Here is a 23,021-nt window from a genome sequence, read left to right as displayed (position 1 = left end):
GCATAAGCCGCTACGGCGCACGGCTCGCCCCCAGCCTGCCGGGGGCGATGCACAAACCACTCAGATTGTAAGGTAAAGGTGGTCAGCAGGCGGCACTACGCGCCTGCTTTTTGCTCTTCCATGCGGATACGGGCCTGTGTGGCCAACTGGTCCACCAGTTCGTTCTCCGGCACGCCAGAGTGGCCCTTGACCCAGTGCCATGACACATCATGCGGTTTGGCCGCATCCAGCAGGCGCCGCCACAAATCCATATTGGCAACAGGGTCCCCCGCCGCATTGCGCCAGTTCCGGCGAACCCAGCCCGTATGCCAGCGCGTAATGCCGTTCCGCACATATTCGCTATCGGTATGCAGGTTAACGGTACAGGGCTTGGTCAGCGCTTCCAGTGCTTCAGCGGCGGCTGTCAGTTCCATGCGGTTATTGGTGGTTGCCAGTTCCCCGCCCGAGAGTTCGCGCTCAACGCCCTTGCAGCGCAGCAACACCCCCCAGCCGCCGGGGCCGGGGTTGGGCTTGCACCCGCCATCTGTCCAGATTTCAACCTGCATCCGGTTTTCCGGGGTTGGGGAAGAAGGTTCAGAGTCCATAACCACCCACAGTCTGCGTTGCCAGATGGAACCTGAGCCGTTTGAGGTAATCCAGCGGGTTTTTGGGCGTGACCAGCGCATCGGCCGGAGTGTTGATCCAGTCGTACAGCCGGGTCAGCAAAAAGCGCATGGCCGCACCTTGGGCCAGAACCGGCATGGCACAGCACTCGGCCTCATCAAGCTTCCGCACTTCCTCATACCCCAGCAGCATCTGGCGGGCAAAGGTCACGTTAAACGCGCCATCGGGCTGGAAGCACCACGCGTTCAGGCAGATGGCCACATCGTATGCAAGGTAGTCCGTGCAGGCAAAATAGAAATCAATCAGCCCCGATACACCGTGGTTGAGGAAAAATACGTTATCGGGGAACAGATCGGCATGAATTTGCCCGCGCGGCAGGGTTGGATTGCCACCGTGGCCCGGCCATGCGGGCACAATACGGGCCAGAGCCTGCTCCAGCTCCGCCTGCAAACCCGGCTGCACCGTGTTGGCCCCACCCGCGCAGCTTTGCAGCAGGGGTGCCCATGCGGTTGGCCCCAGCGCATTGGCGCGCTCTGGGGCATAGGACCGACCTGCCGCATGCAGTTGCGCCAGCGCACGGCCCAGAGGGCGGCAATGCTCGCCACGCACCGTACGCGGCCAGACACCGGGCAAAAACGTGGTAATGGCCGCAGGACGGCCCGCAAGGGTTTTTAGCGTTTCCCCCCGCCGGTCTGCCACCGGCTGCGGGCAGGTAACCCCTTCCCGCGCAAGGTGCTGCATCAGCCCCAGAAACCAGGGCAGTTCGCGCGCATTCACCCGCTTTTCGTACAGAGTGAGAATAAAATCCCCCTCGGTTGTACGCAGCTGGAAGTTGGTATTCTCCACCCCCTCGGCAATGCCACGGAACGACACCAGATCCCCAATGGCAAAATCTGCCAGAAAGTCCTGCAGCGCCTCGTCGCTAACGTCCGTGTAAACGGCCATAAACCACCTTTAGCCCAAGGGTGCGGGAAGACGGAACGTTACGTTTTCTTCCTTCACGATCCGTTCTTCAATGCACAGGGTGTAACGCTTGGCCATTTCTGCCAGCATTTCCTGCACCAGTGCTTCCGGTGCGGAGGCACCCGCCGTAATGCCCAGCGTACCCACGCCATCAAGCACGGACCAGTCCAGCGCATCCAGGCGGGGCACCAGCAGGGCACGGGCAGCGCCAGAGCGTTCAGCCACTTCCCGCAGACGCTGGGAGTTGGAGGAGTTGGGCGAGCCAATAACAATAACCAGATCGCACTCGGGGGCTATGGTCTTGACCGCTTCTTGCCGGTTGGTGGTGGCGTAGCAGATATCCTCGCGCTTTGGCCCTTCGATCAGGGGGAAGCGCTCACGCAGGATGTCCACGATTTCTGCCGTATCATCAACCGAGAGGGTGGTCTGGGTAATAAACGCCAGCATGCTCGGGTCCGCAGGCTGCACGCTGCGGGCTTCGTCTGCATCGTTGATCAGGGTTACAGCCCCGGCGGGGAGCTGGCCCATGGTACCCACAACCTCGGGGTGGCCGGCATGGCCGATCATGAGGATATGGCGGCTTTCCGGGCCACCTGCGGCATAATGGCGCTCGGCCTCGCGGTGGACCTTGGACACCAGCGGGCATGTGGCATCCAGATACAAAAGGTTGCGGCGCTCGGCTTCGGCCGGCACGGTCTTGGGCACGCCATGGGCGGAAAAAACAACGTGACCATCTGCGGGAACTTCGTCCAGTTCCTCCACAAAGATGGCACCCTGTGCCTCCAGCTCCTCTACAACGGTGCGGTTATGAACGATCTCGTGTCGAACATAGACCGGCGCGCCGTAACGGCGAATGGCTTCCTCCACCACACGGATGGCGCGGTCCACCCCGGCACAAAAGCCGCGCGGGCCAGCCAGAAGGACCTTGAGTGAGCGGCCATGCTGCGTATCCGCGGTCTGGGTGGTGGTAAGGGTGTCAGTTTGATCGGGCATGGTGTTCCCCAAAGTTGCAGCGGACTGTATAGAGAAGATAACTGGCTATGAAGACGCATACTGAAAACAGGCTACGCCCGAAACCCGGTAAAGGCCGTGGCAGTTGTGGCCTACGCAAAGGACGCATGTGATGCAACCCGTTTTGCAGCATTCAAGACGTGAAACACGCGCGCTGCCGGGCGTTGCGGGTTGGTGCGTCACCTATTTTTGTTCCTCCACCCCTTATAATGCCGGATCACTCCATGCCTTATGATCTTACCCGCCTGCGCCGCCTGCTCCCCCGCGTAACTGCTTGTGGCGCACTGGCCATGGGCCTGCTGACAACTCTGGCGGCATGCAGTGGCGGAGAAAGCGCCTCCATGGAGTTCGCACCTGCCTGCCCCATTACACATATCCCCTCCGAGGCAGCGGACTATTACCTGTATAACGGGAAAGGTACCGGTTTTGGTGATCTGGTGGCGCGGGCCAGTATTGTCAAGCTGGAGGGAGAATGCTCCGCCGGCGGCCCCAAGGACCTGAAGACCCGAGTCGTACTGCATATTACGGTTGAACGCGGCCCAGCCTCCTCTACCGAGATGCTGAACATACCGTGGTTTATTGCCGTGATGCATGGCGACCGGATTGTGAACAAGCACATCTTCCGCCACACCGTTACGTTCCCGGCCAACCTTGCAACGTTTGACACCACCAGCAAGGTGGTCACGATCGACCTGCCAATTCCCCCCCGCAATGTCGATTCCGACTACCGGTTCGAGGTGGGATTCCAGCTAAGCCCACGCCAGCTTGAATATAACCAGACGCACCTCAAACGGGCGAACTATCAGGCTTACTAAGCAAATTGGGGTGCGCAAGGGAGCATCCGCCCTTGTGCACCCCACCTTTACAAGCCTGTAACGCGCGCCCCGCCCATTAGGTGGCGGGCGGTGCGTCAGGGGGGAAGCGGGCCTCTTTTATGGCGGCGTTCTGCCGGTCGGTCAGGGCCCGCTCATCAAACCCTTCCACAATTTCGTGGAACAGTTCGCTCCAGTTCATTTTAACCTTGAGCCGCATAAACACCGACCCAAGCCCAATGGCCGAGCGGTCCACCAGCACAAATTCGCGCGGCAGGCGCACACCTCCTGTTTTTTGCAGCCCTTCATGCACACGGCTCAACACCTCGCGCCCGTATTCGGGGGTGTTCTCTTCCTGAATGTAACGCTCGCGGTTATCCATGAGCGGGGCATAAAGCAGGCTTGCCCATTCATTGAGCACACGCACCTTCTCGCGCGAGAGATCCTTGAAGCCCCATGCCTCGTACGCATGGGCTGCCAGGTCCTCATCCTTCGTGCGCAGGGCGTTGTACAGGTCGATATTGCCCTTGATGAACGAGGGCCGGAAAATGCGGATCGCCCCAAAATCCAGCAGGTTCAGCCCGCCATCCTCACGCACGGTAAAGTTGCCCATATGCGGGTCACCATGCACCACACCATACTGGTAGAGTGGCACGTACCACCCCCGGAACAGGGCACGGGCAATTTTCTTTTTCTGTTCATCTGAAAGCCCGGCCTTGATGGCGGCATTCAGGTTCTGGCCAGCAACCCATTCCATAGTCAGCAGGCGGCGGGTACTCAGCTCATCTACCGGCAGCGGTACGGTCACATCCGGGCAGTCACGCAAAATGGCGTGATAGAGGCGCATATTGGCAGCCTCACGCCGGTAATCCAGCTCTTCCCGCAGGCGTTCGGCCAGTTCTTCCACCACATCATCCTGACGGATGGCATTGTCGAGCTTGTGGTAAACACCAATGGCCATGCGGAACTGCTTGAGGTCCGCCTCCACTGCCGAGTTCATGTCCGGGTACTGGAGCTTGCAGGCCACGCGGCGGCCATCGGCCAGAATGGCTTGGTGCACCTGCCCAAGGCTTGCAGCGGCGGCGGCCTCCTTGCCAAAGGCGCGGAAGTTTTTCTCCCACCCTGCCCCAAGTTCCGCCGTCATGCGGCGGCGCACAAAGTTCCAGCCCATGGGTGGTGCGTTGGACTGGAGCTGGGCCAGTTCCTCCGCATATTCTTCCGGTAATGCGCCGGGGATGGTGGCCAGAAGCTGCGCGGCCTTCATGAGCGGGCCTTTAAGCCCCCCCAGCACGGATTTAAGGTCTTCCGCGTGGGTCAGGCCCGTGGTGCGGATCCCCATTTTGTGCCCGGCCATACGTGCGGCAATGCCCCCCACCGTGCCGGTGGTCTGCACCATACGCCGCAATTCCCCGAACATGCCGGAGTTATCAAGATCACGCGCCATGCTCTGCCTGCTCCAACTGGTCAATAAAGCCGGAAATCACATCCAGCCCCTTGCGCCAGAAACCGGGGTCCGAGGCATCCAGCCCGAAGGGGGCCAGCAGTTCCTTGTGGCGCAGCGTGCCACCGGCTTCCAGCATGGCAATGTATTTGTCCTGAAAACCCGGAGCCCCTTCGCTGAACACCTTGTACAGCGCGTTTACCAGACAATCCCCGAACGCATAGGCGTACACATAGAAGGGGGAATGGATAAAGTGCGGGATATACGCCCAGAACGCATCGTAATCAGGGGTAAAGTTAAAGGCCGGACCAAGGCTTTCGGTCTGCACAGCGCGCCAGATTTCACCAATCCGTTCGGGCAGCAGTTCGCCTTTTTTCCGCTCGTCATGCACGCGGGTTTCAAACTCGTAGAACGCAATCTGGCGCACCACGGTGTTGAGCATATCCTCCACCTTACCAGCCAGCAGCAGGCGGCGGCGGGCGGGGTCTTTTTCCGTATCCAGAAGGGACTGGAAAGTAAGCATCTCACCAAACACGCTGGCGGTTTCGGCCAGTGTGAGCGGGGTGTCGGACATCAGGTAACCCTGCTTTGCCGCCAGAACCTGATGCACGCCGTGCCCCAGTTCGTGCGCCAACGTCATCACATCCCGAATGCGGCCGTGGTAGTTGAGCAGGATATAGGGGTGGGCCGATGGCACGGTGGGGTGGGCAAACGCGCCGGGGGACTTGCCGGGAGCAGGCGGCACATCAATCCACGGGCTGGTCAGGAAGGTGTTGATCACCTTGCCCATGCGCGGGTCAAACCCGTCATACGCCTTCTGCACAATGGATTTGGCTTCAGTCCACGGAATTTGGCGGTCCTCGCAACCGGGCAGGGGGGCGTTGCGGTCCCAGTGCTCCAGCTTGTCCAGCCCCATCCATTTGGCCTTGAGCGCATAATAACGGTGGGACAGACGCGGATAATCCGTGCGCACGGCTGAAACCAGCGCATCCACCACGCCATCTTCCACCATGTTGGACAGATTGCGCGAGGATGTGGGGCGGGCAAAATGCCGCAACCCGTCGGATATGGATTTGTCCTTGGCCAGCGTGTTGGTAATGAGCGCAAACAGGCGCACATTCCCTTCAAACACGCTCCCCACAGCCTTGCCTGCGCGCTCGCGCACTCCACGGTCTGTATCGGACAGGCGGTTAAGCGCATCGCCCACCGTCATGGTCTGCCCGTCTACCGTAACCCGCAGAGCGGCTATGGTTTCATCAAACAGGCGGCACCATGCCTGCGCGCCGGTTACGGATTTTTCCAGCAGCACTTTTTCCACGTCATCGCCAAGCTGGTGGGGGCGGTACATGCGCACGTCACGCAGGTAAGGCTGCCAGCGGGCAAGAGCGGGATCGTCCATTTTGGCCTGAAGGTCGGCCTCTTCCAGCCGGTTGAGTTCCAGCCCGAAGAATAAAAGGTCGGTGGAAATATCGGTCAGCCGTTCGTTAATGGACTGGCTGAAGCGGCTGATGGACGGGTTGGACGAATCCGCAGCAAACAGCAGGGAGGCATAGGAGCCTGCCCGGCCCAGTTTTTCCTCTATCTCTTCAAACTCGCTCATGGCCTGCGCCAGCTGCCCGCCGTTCAGGCTGTTCAGGCGGCCCTGATACAGCTTGGCAAAGCTTTTGGCAGCCGCGGCAGCTCCAGCCAGATCGGCCTCCAGTTGCGGGTCGTCCATGCCCGCGTACAGGGCCGACAGGTCCCAGCGCGGCAGGGCAGCAACGCTCTGGTCGGAGGAAGGGGCAGGTCCGGCTTCCGCCGCCATGAGCGGAAGTGACAGCGAACGGGAAAAATGCGCGGTATGTTCCATGCCCCCACTCTACCGCGCAAATCCACCAGAGGCGAGAGCCCTTACATGCAAAGACAAGGCACCAGAACGGCAAAACGGGCGAGAGCCATAAGCCCCCGCCCGTTTTGTGCACGCATGCCCTGTTAAGGCTGGTTCAGGCCGATTTGGCCTGTTCTGCGCCTTCAACATCAAAGCCGATGATTCTGGCGTAGTCGCGGGGCACAATCTGCCAGAACTGGGGCAGAACCTCGTCCCACTTATGCAGCAGCATGGAGGCGTAGGCCGAGCCGGTTTCCTCCACATGGCGTTCCACCAGAGCACGCAGGCTTTCGGCCCATTTGGGGTCGGTTACACGCGACCACAGCAGAGCTTCGGGGTTGATGCGCTTGGTAAAGCCCCCATTGCTGTCCAGCACAAAGGCCATGCCGCCGGTAAAGCCTGCGCCAAAGTTGTCGCCCACTTCACCCAGCACCACAACGGTACCACCGGTCATGTATTCGCAGCAGTTGGAACCGCAGCCTTCAATAACCGCTGTCGCGCCAGAGTTACGCACGGCAAAGCGTTCACCCGCCTGCCCTGCGGCATACAGCTCACCCGCTGTAGCGCCGTAAAGCACCGTGTTGCCAATAATGGCGTTCTGGTTGGACACAAGCGTAGAGGACGGAGACGGGCGAACCGTAATGGTCGCGCCCGAAAGGCCCTTACCCACGTAATCGTTTGCATCGCCCAGCACTTCCAGCTTGAGGCCCTGCACCGCAAACGCCCCAAGGGACTGCCCGGCCGAGCCGCGCAGGCGCACGGTCAGGTGGCCCGGAGCCAGCGTTTTCATGCCGAACTGGCGCACGATGAGGGAGGAAATGCGCGTGCCAATGGCGCGCTGGGTGTTCTGCACATTGTAATGCAGCTGCATTTTCTCACCATGGTCAAACAGCGGACGGGCATCGTTGATCATCTGCGCGTCCAGCGTATCAGGCACCTCGTTACGGCCTTCAAGCGTGCAGTAACGGGCAAACGGCCCCGGGTCTGCCTGCGAAAGCAGGGAGTTCAGGTCCAGATCGTCCAGATAATCCGCCCCGCGGGAAACCTGACGCAGCAGGTCCGTGCGGCCGATAATCTCGTTCAGCGTACGGAAGCCAAGAGAGGCCAGAATGTTCCGCACATCCTCCGCAATGAACGAGAACAGATTGATCACCTTTTCCGGCGTGCCTTCAAACTTGGCGCGCATGGCCGGGTCCTGCGAGCACACGCCAACCGGGCAGGTGTTGGAGTGGCACTGGCGCACCATAATGCAGCCCATGGCCACAAGGCTGGCCGTGCCAATACCAAACTCTTCCGCACCCAGCATGGCGGCGATCACCACATCACGCCCGGTCTTGATGCCACCATCGGCACGCAGGCGCACGCGGTGGCGCAGACGGTTGAGCATGAGAACCTGATGCGTTTCCGCCAGCCCCAGCTCCCACGGCAGACCCGCGTATTTGATGGAGCTGACCGGGCTTGCCCCCGTACCACCGGAATGGCCGGAAATAAGAATGGCGTCGGCCTTGGCCTTGGCCACACCCGCGGCAATGGTACCAATACCCGAACGGGCCACCAGCTTAACGGTTACGCTGGCATCGGGGTTGATCTGCTTGAGGTCATAAATAAGCTGGGCCAGATCCTCGATGGAATAAATATCGTGGTGCGGCGGCGGGGAGATCAGCGTGACCCCCGGCGTTGCATGGCGCAGCTTGGCAATAAGCTCGGTGACCTTGAAGCCGGGCAACTGCCCGCCCTCACCCGGCTTGGCTCCCTGGGCCACCTTGATTTCCAGCTCGCGGCAGTCGTTCAGATACTGCGCGGTCACCCCAAAGCGGCCAGACGCGACCTGTTTGATGGCGGAGGATGCGTTATCCCCATTCGGGCGTGGTTTGGCGCGTGCCGGGTCTTCCCCGCCCTCACCGGAATCGGATTTTGCGCCAATCCGGTTCATGGCGATGGAGAGGGTCTCATGCGCTTCAGGGCTGAGTGCGCCGAGCGAAATGGCAGGCGAGATCAGGCGTTTACGCAGCTGCGTAATGCTTTCCACCTCTTCTACCGGAATAGGCGTGCGCCCTTCGCGGAAGTCGAGCAGGTCACGCAGGGCCACGGGCGGCTGGGCACGCACGGCATCGGCATAACGCTGGTAAATGGTAAAGCTGTCTGTTGCCACGGCGGTCTGGAGCATATGGATCAGCCCGCCATCAAATGCGTGCTGCTCCCCACTGCGGCGCAGTTTGTACAGCCCGCCAACCGGCAGGGTGAGCGCGGAAGCCGAACCCCATGCCTGCTCGTGGAAGCTGAGCGCGTTGCGGGCAATACCCGACAGGCCAATACCGGAAATGCGCGAAGGCATACCGGGGAAGAACTCCGCCGTAAGCGCGCGGGACAAGCCCACGGCCTCAAAGTTGCAGCCACCACGGTAGGACGCCACAATGGAAATACCCATTTTGGACATGATCTTGAGCAGACCCTTGTCCACCGCCTTGCGGTAACGCTCCATGCATTCACGCAGGCTGCGGCTGCCAAACAGGCCACGACGATGGCGGTCTGCAATGCTTTCCTGCGCCAGATACGGGTTAACCGTTGTGGCCCCCACACCAATGGTCACGGCAATGGCATGCACATCCAGCGCCGTGGAGGTGCGCACGTTAAGCGAGGTAAAGGTACGCAGGGACGTCCGCACCAGATGCGTATGCACGGCCCCGGTGGCCAGAATCATGGGGATGGAAGCCCGGTCGGGGGACTGGCCTTCATCCGTCAGGAAGACATGGGTGCAGCCACCCCGCACGCTTTCCTCCGCCTCGCGGCGGATGCGGGCAATGGCCTCACGCAGACCGGCCTCACCATCCTTTGCGGGGAAGGTGCAGTCAATCACACTGGCGGACGTACCGCAGAAGCCGCGCAGGGCCTCATACTCGCCCGAGGTCAGAACCGGGCTGGGCAGTTGCAGCATGTCGCACTGTTCGGCCGACTGGTCGAGAATGTTGCCAAGGTTGCCCAGACGCGTGGCAAGGCTCATCACCCCCGATTCACGCAGGCTGTCGATGGGCGGATTGGTCACCTGGCTGAACATCTGGCGGAAATAGTGCGACAGGCCACGGTAACGGGGCGACAGCACGGCCAGAGGTGTATCATCCCCCATGGAGCCAATGGCTTCGCTCGCGTCTTCCACCATCGGGTGGAGCAGGGTTTCCAGCTCTTCCAGCGTGGTGCCTACGGCCAGCTGGCGGCGGCGCAGTTCATCGCCCGTGTAGTAAACCGGCTCGGTCACTTCGGAGCGGACAAGATGGCCGATCTTCTGGGTGCGTTTGATCCAGTCAGAAAAATCCTGACGGGAGGACAGCACATCCAGCAGGGCGCTGTTGCCGTAGAGTTTGGCGTCGTCCAGATCCACGCCAATCATCTCGCCCGGGCCAAGGCGGCCACGGCTGACAATGGCGTTTTCAGGCACGCGCACCATACCGGTTTCCGAACCCACAATCAGCAGGTTATCGGTTGTAACCGTATAGCGCAGCGGGCGCAGGCCGGAGCGGTCCAGCCCGGCCACAACCCAACGGCCATCGGTCGCGCACAGGGCGGCGGGGCCGTCCCACGGTTCCATAACCGCGTTGCAGTAGGTAAACATGTCCCGGTGTTCGGGCTTCATGGCCGCATTGCCGCCCACGCTGGCGGGGATCATCAGCGCCTTGGCAGCGGGCGCATCCCGCCCGGCAAAGGTCAGCAGTTCAAACACGTTATCCAGCGTTGCCGTATCCGACCCACCGGCCTGCACCAGCGGCTTGATGTCCGCCATCCACGGGTCCAGATCTGGGTGAGACAGCCGTGTTTCGTGGCTTTTCATCCAGTTGATGTTGCCCGAAATGGTGTTGATTTCACCATTATGAGCAAGACGGCGGAACGGCTGAGCCAGCTTCCATGTGGGGAAGGTGTTGGTCGAATACCGCTGGTGGTAAATGGCAAAGCGGCTGACAAAACGTTCGTCCAGCAGATCCGGGTAGAACTCGGTCAGATGCTCGGCAAGGAACATGCCCTTATAGATAAGGGAGCGGCAGGAGAGCGAGCAGATATACAGGTCCACCTGCGCCGCAATGGCAGCCTTTTCTATCCGGCGGCGAATAACGTAGAGGTCGCGCTCAAACGCTTCCTCCGTTTTGCCCGGCAGGTTGCGGATAAGGATCTGCTCGATTTCGGGGCGGGTTGCATTGGCTTTTTCACCAATGCAGGAGGTGTCGATCGGCACCTGACGCCAGCCGTAAATGCCATAGCCAAAGGCCAGAATCTGGGTTTCGATAATCTGGCGGCACTGTTCCTGCGCCACAAAATCGGTCTTGGGTAAAAACACCTGCCCCACGGCAATGGGGCCATCGCTCGGGCGGTCGCCCGTGCTGGTGATGGCGTCAGCAAAAAACTCCTGCGGGATTTCTACATGAATGCCCGCGCCGTCGCCCGTTTTGCCATCGGCATCAACCGCGCCACGGTGCCAGATGGCTTTAAGCGCGGCAATGCCGGCTTCCACCACCTCACGCCGGCGCTTGCCGTCCAGTGCCGCCACAAGGCCCACACCGCAGGAATCGCGTTCGTCCGCCGGGTCATACAGCCCATCCAGCGCCTGTACGTTGGCGTCCCACGCCTTGAGAAACTCTTCACCGCTTTCAGCGGAAACAGTGTGCGAAAACTGTTCCATATCCATTATCCCTGCTCCGCCGTACGAGCCATTGCATCGGCCTTGATCCACTCATGGATGCTCTGGGCGGCTTCCCGCCCGTCCTTGATCGCCCACACGACCAGACTGGCCCCACGCACAATATCCCCTGCCGCAAACACACCGGGCAGCGAGGTCATGAAGCTTTTCTGGTCCACCTTGAGCGTACCCCAGCGCGATGCCGCCAGAGCGGGCTCATCCCACAACTGCGGCAGGGGTTCGGGGTCAAAGCCGAGGGCTGCGATCACCAGATCCGCTTCCAGTGTAAAGGAAGACCCTTCCAGCGGTTCCACCGACTGGCGGCCCGAGGCATCGGGCAGGCCCAACTTCATGCGGGATGCGCGCACGCCTGTTACGTGGGTGTCGCCCAGAAAAGCTTCGGGGGCGGCCAGCCATTCAAACTGCACACCTTCTTCTTCCGCGTTCTTCACCTCACGCGTGGAGCCGGGCATGTTCGCGCGGTCACGGCGATAGAGGCAGCGCACCGATTTGGCACCTTGGCGGATAGCCGTACGCACGCAGTCCATGGCCGTGTCACCACCACCCAGCACCACCACGTTTTTACCTGCGGCATCCAGCGCCTGCGCCTCATCAGGCAGGACATCCCCAAGGGAGCGACGGTTGGAGGCGGTCAGGTAATCCAGCGCCTTTTCAATCCCGGCAAGGCCCGCACCGGGGCCACCAATTGCGCGGGACTTGTACACGCCTGTTGCGATCAGCAGCGCATTATGCCGCCCACGCAGTTCAGCAAAGGACAACTCGCCCGGACCGTTGCCAATACCCTGCCCCAGATGGAAGACAACACCGCCCTCCACCAGCAGTTCATGCCTGCGGGCCACAATATGCTTTTCAAGCTTGAAGCCGGGAATACCATACACCAGCAGGCCGCCCACGCGGTCATACCGGTCATAGACATGGACCTGATAACCCTGCGCACGCAGCTGGTCTGCCGCGGCCAGCCCTGCGGGGCCAGCCCCGACGATCCCTACGGATTCGGTGCGCTCACGCAGGGGGCTAACCGGCTTGACCCAGCCGTTTTCAAACGCCGTGTCCGTTACAAACCGCTCAACCGCGCCAATGGTCACGCTCTCGAACCCCGGTTCGATCACGCAGCTTCCTTCACACAGGCGATCCTGCGGGCAGATGCGGCCACAGATTTCGGGGAAGGTGTTGGTAGCGGAGGAAACACCATAAGCCTCCTCCAGCCGGCCCTGCGCCGTGAGCATCAGCCAGTCGGGAATGTTGTTCCCCAGCGGGCAGTGAACAGAGCAGAACGGCACGCCGCACTGCGAGCAGCGGCTAGCCTGTTCGGTGGCCTGTTCTGGCTTAAAGTCGTCGTAAATTTCGTCAAAATCCGTCCGCCGCTCAGCCGCCGTGCGTTTTTGTGGCTGCTTTTGCGGAACGGAGACAAATTTCAGCATCTTGGTTGTCATACGCCATCCCCGGCTAACAAGGGCGCGGCAGACAGTCCTCGCCCCCCTAAAATCAAGCAGGAGGGAAAGTGCCTGTTATCCTTCCGGATAAAAAGACAGCATTGCTTACCTATTTTAATTTTAGGCCCGGAATGGCGTTAAATGGCGTATTTTTTATAAAATAATTGGTTCCATTCCGGACCTTTATGAACCCAACCTACCGTTGCGGAACAAAAACCCCGGACCGACCGCCGCCAGCCCTGTACCGTTCCAGATAGAAGGGCACACAGGCCGCCACACTGCGCGGCACAATACCCAGCACCTCGAACCCCGATTCCGTTGGTGGCACAACATTATCCTGCGAGAGCATGAGCAACTGGTCGCGCGTGAGCAGCTTGCCCGGCAAGCGCTCCAGCACCGCTGCCTGCAACCGCGCCAGCGCCAGAGGCACACGCATAACGGGCTTGTCACGCTGCGTCTGCTGCAATGCGAACTCGGCAATATCCTGCATGGTCATAATATCTGGCCCGCCAAGCAGCCATTCCCGCCCGGCCAGTTCGGGCGTGGTCGCCAACTGCGCCACGGCCTGCGCCACATCCCCCACATAAACAGGCTGCACGCGGGTAGTTGCCCCATAGACCGGCATAAACGGCAGGTAGCGCGCCAGCGTACCGAACAGATTAAAGAATTTGTCTTCCGGCCCAAAAATAACCGAAGGGCGAACAAGGGAGGCATCCGGACGGAACTGCCTGGCCAGCTCTTCCCCCGCAGCGCGGCTCCGCCCGTAGGCAGAGGGCGCATCGGCCGAAGCACCAAGGGCGGACATATGCACATAGCGCGCAACCCCGGCCTCCGCCGCAAGGCGGGCCACGCGCCCCGCCCCTTCCACATTGACCGCCTGAAGGCTCTGCGCGGAGGAGGAGGACAGAACCGCCGCAAGGTTGACCACCACATCCGCCCCGCGCACGACACAGGCTACCGTGCTGTCATCCAGCACCGAGGCATAAAAGGGCGCAACCTGCCCCACCCGTCCCATGGGGCGCAGCAGGGCACCCTGGTCCGGCCTTCGGCTGGCAACACGCACCGTGTACCCGGCCTGCGCCAGACACTGCACAACATACTGGCCAACAAATCCATTCCCGCCCAGCACGGCCGCAGTCTTGTTCCCACTCATGCCCGCATTCCCTTGCTTCAGTCTCTTGCGCTTCACGCAATACATGCACTGTGTTGCATTCGCTCCCAACAGGCCAGAGGAGGGGCCGACACAAATTCGTCAAAAAAAATCATTTTACCTGTTGACGGTAGCATGCGTGCGGGGTAAATGCCTCTTCACCAGCCCGGAACACTCCGGGTTGCCATTTGAGCCCAGATGGCGGAATTGGTAGACGCGCAGGTTTCAGGTACCTGTGACCGAAAGGTTGTGGAAGTTCGAGTCTTCTTCTGGGCACCAAATTCTCCCCCGGGAATTTGTCAAGCAAAGCAGCCCCCGCAAGGGGGCTTCTGCTTTTCTGGCCTCCCGCTTTACTCTCCCCTCTTCAAAAATGCTGATGCCCTGAGCGCAAGCCGCCAGCATTTTGGCCGCAGGCTATTCCTGCTACCCCGGCAACAGCACACACCCCAAAATAGTTTCAGCCTGCCAGCCCCGCACCAGCAGAGGCAAAATACAGGTTAACGGCATGGCACATGGCCCCTGCCACCATAGCCCTGTGCCCTGCCTGCCGCAGAGCCGCCTCATCCAGCCTGTTGGACATAAAGCCCATTTCCACCAGAACCGAGGGAATCTGTGCGGATTTAAGCACCGCAAATGCCGCATGGCGGTGCGGGTGCGTTAAAAGCTGCACGCGGGACTGAAAAGCAGACACCACCGCCTGCGCCATATGCGAGGACCCCTTGCGGGTTTCCTCCGTTACCAGACTGGCCAGAATACGCTGCACTTCGGGCGAAGCTCCGTGCACCATGGGGCCACCAAAGCGGTCTGCACTATTTTCTGTACGGGCCAGATCTGCCGTCTGGCTGTCCGATGCCCCGTGAGCATGGGTGTACACGCTCGCCCCACGCACACTGGCATTATGCAGCGCATCTGCATGCATGGACACAAAAAGAGACGCCCCGTGCTGCTGGGCCATATCCACCCGCCCGTCCAGCGGAATAAAGTGGTCACTCGAACGCGTAAGGGCTACGCGGTAGCGCTCCGTTGCCAGCAACTGCCGTGCTAATTCCTGCGCTGCGGCCTCGGCCACGTGCTTTTCATAGGTGCCGGAAAAACCAATGGCTCCGGGGTCTTTGCCCCCATGCCCCGGGTCCAGCATGACCAGCGGCTTGGGTGGCTGGGCACGCCCGACCACAGCAGGTGCATGCACCGCCGCAGTATGATGCGCCGTACGCGCACTGGCGGGAGCCAGAGAACTGGCCACAATACCAGCCCCCACCAGCCCGCCTGCCGCAGTGGTCAGGAAGGTTCTGCGCGGCACGGACAGGCTCTGCGGTGCAGGGAGCAGCAGGTGCGTATCCGACCAAACGTGGTCCGGCCTGTGCGGTGCCATCAAGCGCGCCTTTATCTTTGGGTTATCTGGCGGACACTGTGCCCGAAAAATGGCAAAAAAATAACCACCCATTTACACCCCAAAGCCTTTATTACGAATAGCTTGCAGTCTTGCTGTATTTGGGTCATGCTTAATGTGCATGGCATCTGGGCATTAGTGTACCTGCCGTGCGCCCTGCTTGTAGCCTTTTGGGCGTTGTGTTTGCGCGGCATGCCCCGCCACCACCCAGCACCCGGAAGCCGAGCAAAGTGATGATTGAAGGATACACGACCATAGCTCGCCCCATTGCCCTGAGTATCTCGGCCAGACCACAGGCACCAGCATGCCTGCCGGGCACTGGCGCGCGGCTGCCAGCGGGCGTTGGGTGCACCTTCGGTTTTCCATTTCACGCCTGTTTATACCCGCTGGAAGCGCCCCTGCTCCGTGCTGCGCCACGTTGGCAAAAGCACCGCTCAGGCTGGCCACCAGCGCACCGGAGTTTTTCTTTTTATGTCAAAGCGGATGCTGATCGACGCAACACACGCAGAAGAAACGCGTGTTGTTGTGATGGACGGAAATAGACTCGAAGATTATGATGTTGAATCTGCTGCAAAAAAACAGCTTAAAGGCAATATCTACCTCGCTCGCGTTATTCGTGTAGAACCCAGCCTGCAAGCTGCCTTTGTAGAATATGGCGGCAACCGGCACGGCTTTCTCGCCTTTAGCGAAATTCACCCGGATTATTACCAGATCCCGGTAGCTGACCGCGAAAAACTTCTCGCCCTTCAGGCCGAAGAAGAAACGCTGATGGACGACGCTGGCTCCGATTCCGATGAGGACGAAGCCACCGCCCACAATGCGGATGCCGAAGCGGATGAAACCTCCAGCACCGCCGAGAACGACGGCGCCGAAGGGGATGAAGACCGGCAGGAAACACCCGAATACGTAAGCGGTGAAACCGATACGGGCGAGGAAGCGCTTATTCAGAAGCGGATTGCACGCTTCCTGCGCAACTACCGTATTCAGGAAGTTATCCGCCGCCGTCAGGTTCTGCTGGTGCAGGTCGTCAAGGAAGAACGCGGCAACAAGGGTGCAGCGCTCACCACCTACGTCTCGCTCGCCGGCCGTTACTGCGTGCTCATGCCCAACGCGCTGCGTGGGGGCGGTGTTTCCCGCAAGATTACATCCGTGGCCGACCGCCGCCGCCTGCGCGATATTGTCAGCAGCCTGAACCTGCCGCGCGGCATGGCCATGATCGTGCGCACCGCCGGTGCCCAGCGCCCCGGCCCCGAAATTACGCGTGACTGCGAATACCTGCTCCATCTGTGGGACGACATTCGCGAGCACACGCTCCAGTCCATGGCCCCGGCCCTGATTTATGAGGAAGCCAGTCTGGTCAAACGCGCCATCCGCGATGTGTACACGCGTGATGTCAGCGAGATTGTGGTGGATGGTGAAAGCGGGTGGAAAGCCGCGCGCGACTTCATGCGCATGCTTATGCCCCAGCACGCCGAAAAAGTGCGCCTGTGGAGCAAGGAGCATCAGCCGCTCTTCACCCACTACCATGTGGAAGGGCATCTGGATGCCATGTTCTCCCCCGTGGTGGCGCTACGCTCGGGTGGGTATCTGGTCATCAACCAGACCGAAGCACTCGTCGCCATTGACGTAAACTCCGGCAAGGCCACCAGCCAGCGGAATATTGAAGAAACCGCCTTCCGTACCAATCAGGAAGCAGCGGACGAAGTGGCCCGCCAGCTTCGCCTGCGCGATCTGGCCGGGTTGATTGTCATTGACTTTATTGACATGGAATCCCGCCGCCATAACGCCACCATCGAGCGCCGCTTGAAGGACGCCCTGCGCCACGACCGCGCCCGTATCCAGATCGGCTCCATATCGCATTTTGGCCTGCTGGAAATGTCCCGCCAGAGGCTGCGCCCGTCTGTGGCAGAAGCGGCCTTTACGGTCTGTCCGCACTGCAACGGCACCGGCATGACCCGCAGCGTGGAAAGCTCCGCCCTGCACGTGCTGCGCTCCGTGGAAGAGGAAGGCGCACGCCGCCGCGCTGGCGCCATTACGGTGCATGTAGCGGCCGAGATTGCCTTCTACATCCTCAACAACAAGCGTGACTGGCTGGCCAATATTGAGCAGCGCCACCAGATGGAAGTGCTGTTCTCGCCCGATAACACACTCCCCGCGCCGGAAATCCGCATCGAACGCCGCTCCCCGGCCCGCCCCATGGCGGCCGCACAGCAGCACGCGCTGCCTCCGGTTGAAAATGTGGATGTGGATGTTCCCTCATCCGCCCCCGCGGCAACACCTTCCAGCCCCACCCCAGACACGGCAGAAGCCGCCACAGGGGATGAGGAACCACGCCGTCGTCGCCGTCGCCGTCGTCGCCGTGGCGGGAATGGCAACGGTAATGCGCAGGGCCAGAATGGCACGCCCGCTTCCGCCGAAACGGACGCGGAAGACACCGAGGAACCCGCAGCAAACGAGGCCGCTCCAAGTGCTCCCGCACAGCAGCAGGGTGCCGATGGGCAGCACCTTGTTCCCGGTCGCCGCCGCACACGCCACTCCCGTGTGCAGCGTCAGGCTCCCGAATCGGGGGCAGAACAGCGCGTAACCATAGAGGAAGGCCCCGCTCCCCGCCCGCAACGCGCGGTCTGGACCGGGCCAACCCCTGCCAACCCGTTTGGCGATGGGCCGGATATTTTTGAACTGCTGGAAAACAGTGCGCAGGCCAAGCCCGCCCCTGCCCCCGCAGCCAGAGAACCCGCCCGCAAGGATGTGGTGGCCGAAGCCGCACCAGCCCCGCAGGCAGACGCACAGGTTGAGGAGCAGGAGGCCCCCAAAAAGCCAACCCGCCGCCGCGCCGCGCGCAAACCTGCTTCAGCCAAGGCCGAGGCACCGGCGGATACGGCAGACGCACCGGCAGAACCCAAGGCAGCAGCCCCAGTGGCCGATGCGGGTGAAACTGCCGAGGCAGCTCCCAAAAAGCCGGCACGCCGCCGCGCAGCACGCAGCAGAACCGCTGCTGCAAGCACGGAAGCCGAAACGGTGCAGGATACCCCTGCTGCACAGGGCGCGGAGGAGGAGGCACCCAAAAAGCCAACCCGCCGCCGCACCACGCGCAAAACCAGCGCAGAGGCCGCACCGCAGGCAGACACCACGACCGCCCCTGTCACAGAGGAAAAAGCCGAACCTCTGGTACAGCCGATCGTGATTGAAGACAGCCCACCCGCTACCCGCCGCCGTACCGGGTGGTGGAAGCGCTAAAACCCGCACTGTCTTTTCCGGGTGGAGGAACGTCTTCCACCCGGAAAACAGGCTGCCGGTTTTTCTTCCCGGCCACCTTGTGCTAGGAGAGCAGGCCGCATTTCAATGCCTTGCCTGCCGGAGTTTGCATGAACCAGCCCTTTCCAGACCCCCAGACCGCCAACGCGCTCGGTGCGGGCCATGACGGGCAGATGGTTCTGGCCCTGCCCAAGGGCCGTATTCTCAAGGCCGTAACCCCCCTTATGGCGGGTACCGGCATGGCCCCTTCGGCCGATTGCCTTGGTGACAGCAGCCGTAAGCTGCGTTTTTCCACCGAAGACCCCGGCGTGGACATCGTGCGCGTTCGCTCGTTTGACGTAGCCACCTTTGTTGCCGCAGGCGGCGCGCAGGTTGGTATTTGCGGCTCTGACGTGCTGATGGAATTTGACTACCCCGAAATTTATGCACCACTGGACCTTGGCATAGGGGCGTGCCGCATTGCCGTGGCCCAGCCAGCCCACCTGCCGCATGACCCGCAGGAATGGGCGCGCTGGTCGGAAGTTCGGGTGGCGACCAAATACCCCGCCATTACCCGCCGCTTTTTTGCCGCACGCGGTATTAACGCCACCATTGTGCACCTGCACGGCGCGATGGAACTGGCCCCCATGCTTGGCCTGTCCCGCCTGATTGTGGATCTGGTGGACACCGGCTCCACACTGCGGGCCAACGGGCTGAAAGAGGTTGAAACCATTGCGCAGGTTTCCAGCCGCCTGATTATCAACCGCACGGCGCTCAAAACCCGCCCTGACCAGATTGACTGCATTCTCTCCCGCTTCCGCACGGCGCTTGCGGGCACCACAACCGCTGCAAAATAATGTGTAAGGCAGATCGGATTCCATGAAACGGCTTAATACGCGTGATGCCGGTTTTGAGAGCGCCTTCAACGCGCTGCTGACCAACCGGGAAGAACAGGGGCAGGAAGTTACAACCCCCGTGGCCAATATTCTGGCCTCCGTGCGCAAGGAGGGCGACGACGCCCTGTGCGCCCTGACCGAACGCTTTGACCGCCTGCCTGTAACCCCGGCCACGCTGGCCTTTACAGCGCAGGAAATTGCCGAAGCCACTGCACAGGTCAGCCCCGAACTGCTTGAAGCACTGGACGTAGCGGCCCGGCGGATTGAAAGCTTCCACCAAAAGCAGCTTCCATCCGACATGCGCTACACGGATGCCGAGGGCATGACTCTGGGCATGCGCTGGATTCCGCTGGATGCGGCGGGGCTGTATGTGCCCGGTGGCAAGGCGGCTTACCCCTCCTCCGTGCTGATGAACGCCATTCCCGCCAAGGTAGCCGGGGTCAGTCGGCTGGCCATGTGTGTGCCAACGCCTGACGGGGTGATCAACCCGCTGGTGCTTGCCGCAGCCGCACGCGCAGGCGTGACCGAAATCTACCGGGTAGGTGGCGCACAGGCCGTTGGGGCCATGGCTTATGGCACCCAGACCATCCGCCCCGTTGACCGCATTGTTGGCCCCGGCAACGCCTATGTGGCCGAAGCCAAGCGGCAGGTCTTTGGCCATGTGGGGATTGATAGCATTGCAGGACCGTCCGATGTGGTGGTCATTGCCGATTCGGGGTCCGACCCGCGTGTGATCGCACTCGACCTGCTGGCGCAGGCCGAGCATGACGAGCTTGCACAGGCCACCCTGATTACCCCCGATTCAGTTTTTGCCGACAAGGTCATTGCGGCTGTGGATGCAGAACTTAAGGTTCTCTCCCGCACGGCCATTGCCAGTGCAAGCTGGGCCCGTAACGGGGCTGTGCTGATCACCCGCGATCTGCTGGAAGCCGTGGAGCTGGCCAACCGTCTGGCACCCGAACATCTGGAGCTGATGGTGGATGACCCCGAGGCCCTTTTTGTCCATGTCCGGCACGCGGGAGCCGCATTCCTTGGCCGTTTCTGCCCGGAAGCGGTAGGCGATTACGTGGGGGGGCCAAACCATGTTCTGCCCACATCACGCACCGCGCGCTTTGCCTCTGGCCTGTCGATTTACGACTTCATGAAGCGCACCACTTTCCTTTCCGGCGGGCCGGATGCCCTGCGCCGGATTGGCCCTTCCGCCGTGGCTCTGGCCCATGCCGAAGGGCTGCAAGCCCACGCCCTTAGCGTTTCTGCCCGGCTGGATGCCCTGGCAGAGCAAACACCTAATGCTTGACCGCCAAGCGCCCCTCAACCATATCTGCTGACCAAACTCCCGTCAGTTTCAACATACACGAAGGATGCAATGTCTAAAGAAGACATGATCGAATTTAGCGGCACAGTGACCGAACTGCTGCCTAATGCCATGTTCCGCGTAAAGCTGGACAACGAACACGTTATTCTCGCCCACACCAGCGGCAAGATGCGCAAGAACCGTATTCGCGTTCTGGCGGGTGACCGGGTGAATGTGGAAATGACCCCTTATGACCTGTCCAAAGGTCGTATCACCTTCCGCTTCAAGTAAGCATGACTTCCTCCGGGCAGACACAGGCGGGGCAGGCTACAGCCCCTCTGCTGGTTCTTGCGTCCGCCTCCCCCCGCCGTATTGCTTTGCTGGAACAGATCGGGCTTGTGCCCGACCGCGTTCTGCCTGCCAATATTGACGAAACACCCGCAAAGGGTGAAACGCCAAGGGCCTATGCCCAGCGCGTGGCAACCGAAAAAGCCAGATGCGTTGCCGCAACGCTGGAAGACCCTGCTCTGGTACTGGCAGCCGATACGGTGGTGGCCCTTGGCCGGCGTATTCTGCCCAAGGCCGAAGACCGGGAGAGTGCACGCTTCTGCCTGGAGCGTCTCTCTGGCAGGCGGCACACCGTGCTGACCTGCGTTGTGGTTGCCCCCACAGCCAGCTGGCCCCTTGGGCGGCATGGCACACGGCTGGTGGAAACCGCCGTAACATTCTCACGCCTGACACCCTACCAGATTGATGCCCTGCTGGATGCGGGGGACTGGTCTGGCAAAGCGGGCGGGTATGCCCTGCAAGGCCATGCGGCTGGTTTTATCCGGGCTCTGTCCGGGAGTGCCTCGGGCGTTATTGGCCTCCCGTTGTTTGAAACAGGCCAACTCCTGCGCGGGCAACCCGGTGGCTGGCTAGCGTGAGCCTGTTCCTGCGCATTGCCACCTTCCCCGGCGAAATGCGCATTGCCGTTACCAAAAACGACACGTTGCTGGATTTTGCGCTCTGGCGCCCCGCTGCCCCGGACATGGTGGGCAGCGTATACCACGCCCGCATAGAAACCCTGACCCCAGCCATGGGGGGCGCTTTTGTTGCACTTGGTGGTAACCAGAGCGGTTTTTTACCCTTGCAGAACAACGCCCCTAAACTAACGGAGGGGCAGGCCGTCACGGTGGAGGTCAGCCGTGCCGCGCAGGGTGGCAAGGGCCTGCGCCTGCGCCTGCTGGCCGCTGACGTAACCTCGGAGCAAAAGGGGCTTGTAACCCCCGGCCCCACACCACTGGCCCGGCTGGCAGCTTTGTGGCCTACCGCCGCTGTGGTGGTGGACAGCCCGGCAGCAGCAGCCCTTATTCCACCCGCACTCCGTGACCGGCGTGAACCGGGTTTTGCCCCCTACCCCGACTCCATAGCCGCAGCCTGTGATGCGCTGGAGGAACCGCTTGTTGCCCTGCCCGGTGGTATGGAAGCGACCATAACCCCCACTCCTGCCCTGATCGCGATTGATATGGACGCGCCCCCCGCACAAACGGGCCGTACCAAACAGACCGCGCAATTTGCTGCCAACCGCGATGCCCTGCCCGCACTTATGCGCCAGATCCGGCTACGCAACCTGTCTGGTGCCATTCTGATAGACCCGGCAGGCCTTGCCACCCGTAAGCGCCAGGCCTTGCTGGAACCGGTTAATGCCGCGCTCAAGCCAGACCCGCTTAACCCGCGCTGCCTGGGCATTACTGCCCTTGGGCTGATAGAAATTGTGCGTGCCCGTATTTATCCCTCCCTGCCCGAGCTGCTGAACAGCCCGCACGGCCGCGCGCTGCGGGTGCTCCGGCATATTCTGGTGCATGCCCCCCAGACAACGCAGATAACGGGTGGAGCAGGCATTATTCGCGCACTGGAGCAGGACCCCGAAGCCGTGGCCGACTGCGCACGCCAGCTTGGCCACAAACTGAGCCTGCACACAAACCACGCCCTGCCCGATTTGACATGGACTGTTCAGGAATCCTGATGAGCAAAGCCACCAAATGCCCGATCTGCGGGCAACCCAGTACCCCTGACTACCGCCCCTTCTGCTCCCGCCGTTGTGCGGATGTGGACCTTGGCCGCTGGTTTGGCGGCAACTACCGCATCCCCGGCGAACCTGTTCAGGAACCAGATGGTGAAAAACCTGAAATAAATGATGAAACATGACTTGATCTCTACAGCGAGCTGAGATAAATCCTCTCTCACGCCGCAAGGCTGCG

The 23,021-nt window shown here is 61.2% G+C and carries 17 protein-coding genes and 1 tRNA gene; 9 read left to right on the top strand and 9 right to left on the bottom strand.

Annotated elements, in window-relative coordinates; genetic code table 11:
* Nucleotides 1-95: 95 nt before the first annotated feature.
* From rnhA to ispH, 3 genes are read right to left on the bottom strand one after another with little or no spacing between them, the layout of a single operon-like run.
* Nucleotides 96-584, bottom strand: coding sequence for a ribonuclease HI (gene rnhA / locus ACSYTG_RS03350; RefSeq protein WP_086645651.1), 489 nt, complete (start codon nt 582-584; stop codon nt 96-98).
* Nucleotides 574-1,548 carry a homoserine kinase gene (locus ACSYTG_RS03345; RefSeq protein ID WP_415424051.1) on the bottom strand — a complete coding sequence of 325 codons (975 nt, stop codon included), beginning with the start codon at nt 1,546-1,548 and terminating at the stop codon, nt 574-576. The genes rnhA and ACSYTG_RS03345 overlap by 11 nt, the downstream gene beginning before the upstream one ends.
* 9 nt (nt 1,549-1,557) lie before the next feature.
* Entirely contained in the window at nt 1,558-2,559 is a 1,002-nt protein-coding gene (gene ispH, locus ACSYTG_RS03340; protein ID WP_086645653.1) for a 4-hydroxy-3-methylbut-2-enyl diphosphate reductase, read from the bottom strand.
* Between the two features lie 242 nt (nt 2,560-2,801).
* On the opposite strand from ispH, the gene ACSYTG_RS03335 reads away from it, so the two are divergent.
* Nucleotides 2,802-3,392 (top strand): hypothetical protein, encoded by a 591-nt coding sequence (locus tag ACSYTG_RS03335; protein WP_086645711.1) that lies wholly within the window; start codon nt 2,802-2,804, stop codon nt 3,390-3,392.
* Between the two features lie 76 nt (nt 3,393-3,468).
* Here the strand turns inward: ACSYTG_RS03335 and ACSYTG_RS03330 are convergent, their stop codons facing one another.
* The 5 genes from ACSYTG_RS03330 to ACSYTG_RS03310 form a co-directional block, all read right to left on the bottom strand.
* On the bottom strand, nt 3,469-4,833 hold the full coding sequence (locus ACSYTG_RS03330; protein WP_489783101.1) for an ABC1 kinase family protein: 1,365 nt from the start codon (nt 4,831-4,833) through the stop codon (nt 3,469-3,471).
* Nucleotides 4,823-6,679 (bottom strand): M3 family oligoendopeptidase, encoded by a 1,857-nt coding sequence (locus ACSYTG_RS03325; protein WP_489783102.1) that lies wholly within the window; start codon nt 6,677-6,679, stop codon nt 4,823-4,825. The genes ACSYTG_RS03330 and ACSYTG_RS03325 overlap by 11 nt, the downstream gene beginning before the upstream one ends.
* A 133-nt stretch (nt 6,680-6,812) precedes the next feature.
* Nucleotides 6,813-11,369 carry a glutamate synthase large subunit gene (gene gltB, locus ACSYTG_RS03320; protein WP_095349263.1) on the bottom strand — a complete coding sequence of 1,519 codons (4,557 nt, stop codon included), beginning with the start codon at nt 11,367-11,369 and terminating at the stop codon, nt 6,813-6,815.
* Nucleotides 11,369-12,814, bottom strand: coding sequence for an NAD(P)-dependent oxidoreductase (locus tag ACSYTG_RS03315; protein WP_489783103.1), 1,446 nt, complete (start codon nt 12,812-12,814; stop codon nt 11,369-11,371). The genes gltB and ACSYTG_RS03315 overlap by 1 nt, the downstream gene beginning before the upstream one ends.
* Nucleotides 12,815-13,010: 196 nt before the next feature.
* Nucleotides 13,011-13,967, bottom strand: a complete 957-nt coding sequence (locus tag ACSYTG_RS03310) for a complex I NDUFA9 subunit family protein (RefSeq protein WP_489783104.1) — start codon at nt 13,965-13,967, stop codon at nt 13,011-13,013.
* A 189-nt stretch (nt 13,968-14,156) separates the two neighbouring features.
* Between ACSYTG_RS03310 and ACSYTG_RS03305 the strand changes: the two genes are divergently transcribed.
* Nucleotides 14,157-14,243 (top strand) — tRNA-Leu (locus ACSYTG_RS03305).
* A gap of 178 nt (nt 14,244-14,421) precedes the next feature.
* Here the strand turns inward: ACSYTG_RS03305 and ACSYTG_RS03300 are convergent.
* On the bottom strand, nt 14,422-15,336 hold the full coding sequence (locus tag ACSYTG_RS03300) for an N-acetylmuramoyl-L-alanine amidase family protein (protein ID WP_489783105.1): 915 nt from the start codon (nt 15,334-15,336) through the stop codon (nt 14,422-14,424).
* 489 nt (nt 15,337-15,825) lie between these two features.
* Between ACSYTG_RS03300 and ACSYTG_RS03295 the strand changes: the two genes are divergently transcribed.
* The 7 genes from ACSYTG_RS03295 (at nt 15,826) to ACSYTG_RS03265 (ending at nt 22,968) form a co-directional block, all read left to right on the top strand.
* Entirely contained in the window at nt 15,826-18,591 is a 2,766-nt protein-coding gene (locus ACSYTG_RS03295) for an Rne/Rng family ribonuclease (RefSeq protein WP_491706443.1), read from the top strand.
* Nucleotides 18,592-18,719: 128 nt separating this feature from the next.
* Nucleotides 18,720-19,445, top strand: a complete 726-nt coding sequence (gene hisG / locus ACSYTG_RS03290) for an ATP phosphoribosyltransferase (protein ID WP_086645659.1) — start codon at nt 18,720-18,722, stop codon at nt 19,443-19,445.
* Nucleotides 19,446-19,467: 22 nt separating this feature from the next.
* On the top strand, nt 19,468-20,781 hold the full coding sequence (hisD, locus tag ACSYTG_RS03285; protein ID WP_489783715.1) for a histidinol dehydrogenase: 1,314 nt from the start codon (nt 19,468-19,470) through the stop codon (nt 20,779-20,781).
* Between the two features lie 69 nt (nt 20,782-20,850).
* On the top strand, nt 20,851-21,069 hold the full coding sequence (gene infA, locus ACSYTG_RS03280; protein ID WP_003623225.1) for a translation initiation factor IF-1: 219 nt from the start codon (nt 20,851-20,853) through the stop codon (nt 21,067-21,069).
* Between the two features lie 2 nt (nt 21,070-21,071).
* Nucleotides 21,072-21,704 (top strand): Maf family protein, encoded by a 633-nt coding sequence (locus tag ACSYTG_RS03275; RefSeq protein ID WP_095349267.1) that lies wholly within the window; start codon nt 21,072-21,074, stop codon nt 21,702-21,704.
* Nucleotides 21,701-22,786, top strand: a complete 1,086-nt coding sequence (locus ACSYTG_RS03270; RefSeq protein ID WP_489783718.1) for a ribonuclease E/G — start codon at nt 21,701-21,703, stop codon at nt 22,784-22,786. The genes ACSYTG_RS03275 and ACSYTG_RS03270 overlap by 4 nt, the downstream gene beginning before the upstream one ends.
* Nucleotides 22,783-22,968 (top strand): DNA gyrase inhibitor YacG, encoded by a 186-nt coding sequence (locus tag ACSYTG_RS03265; protein WP_369823049.1) that lies wholly within the window; start codon nt 22,783-22,785, stop codon nt 22,966-22,968. The genes ACSYTG_RS03270 and ACSYTG_RS03265 overlap by 4 nt, the downstream gene beginning before the upstream one ends.
* The last annotated feature ends 53 nt before the right edge of the window (nt 22,969-23,021 follow it).

The organism is Acetobacter sp. ESL1128, from assembly GCF_058505085.1.
This window is presented reverse-complemented; position numbering and strand designations above follow the sequence as displayed.